Source organism: Clostridium sp. AUH-JLR23 (assembly GCF_964238065.1).
Taxonomy (GTDB): domain Bacteria; phylum Bacillota_I; class Bacilli_A; order Erysipelotrichales; family Coprobacillaceae; genus Allocoprobacillus; species Allocoprobacillus merdigallinarum.
The window spans coordinates 1-2,200 of sequence record NZ_CAXSKY010000036.1 but is presented as its reverse complement, the minus strand read 5'-3'; the positions used below and the strand labels follow the sequence as shown (position 1 = coordinate 2,200).

At 36.0% G+C, this 2,200-nt stretch carries 2 protein-coding genes; both read left to right on the top strand.

The window, feature by feature from the left end:
- The first annotated feature begins 251 nt into the window (after positions 1–251).
- Entirely contained in the window at positions 252–1,142 is an 891-nt protein-coding gene (locus tag ACESR5_RS11970) for an IS982-like element ISLll1 family transposase (protein ID WP_351796774.1), read from the top strand.
- A 224-nt stretch (positions 1,143–1,366) separates the two neighbouring features.
- Positions 1,367–2,047: an IS6 family transposase gene (locus ACESR5_RS11965; protein WP_373155982.1), complete on the top strand. Its 681-nt coding sequence runs from the start codon at positions 1,367–1,369 to the stop codon at positions 2,045–2,047.
- Positions 2,048–2,200: the final 153 nt, after the last annotated feature.

Below are 2,200 nucleotides of genomic sequence, written 5' to 3'. Positions count from 1 at the left end.
TTTATAAAAGCCCATAATATACTTAAATGTTTCTTTTTCTTGAAAAGAAATTTCTGGGTATTGATGAAGATGACGCCTAATTTGAATCATTTCATTCTCATATTGTGTTAAGCTAGTCAACAAATTATTAAGTAGTTTCATATGATACCTCTAAACTTTCTACCCGAATTGCTAGTTAATTTCATTGGAAAATAAATAAGTCGTGCTATCCTAATCTTAAACCACTAAGCATTAGAAAGCGCACGACTTATATGACTTATAATAGCACACTTCCAAAAGTTTTTGTTTATTTACTGACAACCATTGAGACGCTTTATCAAACGAGTGTTCCCCTTGAGGTTCAAAACCGAAAAAACGTCCATCTCGCAACATCAGATTGCTTAGTTATCGCTTGTTACCTATGGGGCGTACTGCATTTTAGTGAAACACTTAAAGCTAAGCACCAATTGGCTCAAAGTTTATTTCCTAATTTCCTAGAATATTCTCGCTTTGTCCGCCGTTGTAATGCCCTCTTACCGAGTATCCAAGTCATTCGCCAAGCACTCGTCTTTAAAGAGGTTGAAGGAATGAGTGTATCCATTATTGACAGCTTCCCCATTCCTTTGTGTCAGCCTATTCGTAATTTCAGAAGCAAAGTTCTTGGAGATTATGCAAATGTTGGCTACAATGCTACAAAGGGACAGTACTTCTATGGATGTAAATGTCATGCTTTAGTCAGTGAATCAGGCTATGTCATAGACTACACAATTACTCCTGCTTCAATGGCTGATAGTTCAATGACCGAGGAAGTGTTGAGTCAATTTGGGACACCAACAGTCCTTGGAGATATGGGATATCTAGGTCAGTCACTGCATGAAAGGCTGGAATTAGAAGGAATTGATCTAATTACACCTGTCAGGAAGAACATGAAGCAAAAGAAAATCCTTTTCCCTAATTTTTCAAAACATAGAAAAGTGATTGAGCGAGTTTTCTCTTTTTTGACAAATCTAGGAGCTGAGCGTTGTAAAAGTCGTTCGCCTCAAGGTTTTCAATTGAAATTAGAGATGATACTTTTAGCGTATTCTTTACTGTTAAAATCAGCTAAATCACTGGAACCAGAGACTTTAAGATATTCTATCGGGTATCAAGTCATGGCTAAATAATCAACTAGCAATTCGGGTCGTAATTAACATAATTGTATATGAACCCTTTGCATTTTCGTTTAACGGCTTAATGGTTTTTCGCCTTAATAATAATAACCTTTGTTAAAAATTTGATTTTTTCTTTTAAGGGCCTAGAATTTATTATTTCTTTGGTTCTGTTGCAAAGTTTTCCAAAAAATCTATTTTAGTGTAAAATTGAGAAAAAAGACAGAGAGGACAGAGTAATGAATCATTTTAAAGGCAAACAATTCAAAAAAGACGTCATTATTGTCGCTGTTGGTTACTACCTGCGTTACAATCTAAGCTATCGTGAAGTTCAGGAATTGTTATATGATCGTGGAATAAATGTTTGTCATACTACGATTTATCGTTGGGTGCAAGAGTACAGCAAAGTCCTCTATTATCTTTGGAAGAAGAAAAATAGACAATCCTTCTATTCATGGAAAATGGACGAAACCTATATCAAAATTAAGGGACGTTGGCATTATCTTTATCGTGCAATTGATGCGGACGGCTTAACCTTAGATATCTGGTTACGAAAGAAACGGGATACGCAAGCAGCCTATGCTTTCTTAAAACGACTCCATAAACAGTTTGGTGAGCCGAAAGCAATTGTGACCGATAAAGTACCTTCTCTTGGCTCCGCCTTTAGAAAGTTACAGAGTGTGGGTTTATATCCTAAGACAGAGCACCGAACTGTGAAGTATCTTAACAATTTAATAGAACAAGACCATCGACCTATTAAACGACGGAATAAATTTTATCAAAGTCTCCGTACAGCCTCTTCCACGATTAAGGGCATGGAGACCATTCGAGGAATATATAAAAAGAACCGAAGAAATGGAACGCTCTTCGGCTTTTCGGTGTCTACTGAAATCAAGGTATTAATGGGAATACCAGCCTAAGATATTTGGAGTTCAGAGAGGGCGCGTTTGATTTTCAAACTTCGCAACAGAACCATCAATTCATTTTAGCTTAAATTTGAAAAAAAAGATAGTTAGAACTGGACTAAATTCAAATAAATGGATACAAAATGGAATACATCTTCTTAGGTCAAT

Coding starts and splice junctions, on each gene's coding strand:
- ACESR5_RS11970 (WP_351796774.1), top strand. CDS start 252: ATGACTTATAATAGCACACTTCCAAAAGTTTTTGTTTATTTACTGACA.
- ACESR5_RS11965 (WP_373155982.1), top strand. CDS start 1,367: ATGAATCATTTTAAAGGCAAACAATTCAAAAAAGACGTCATTATTGTC.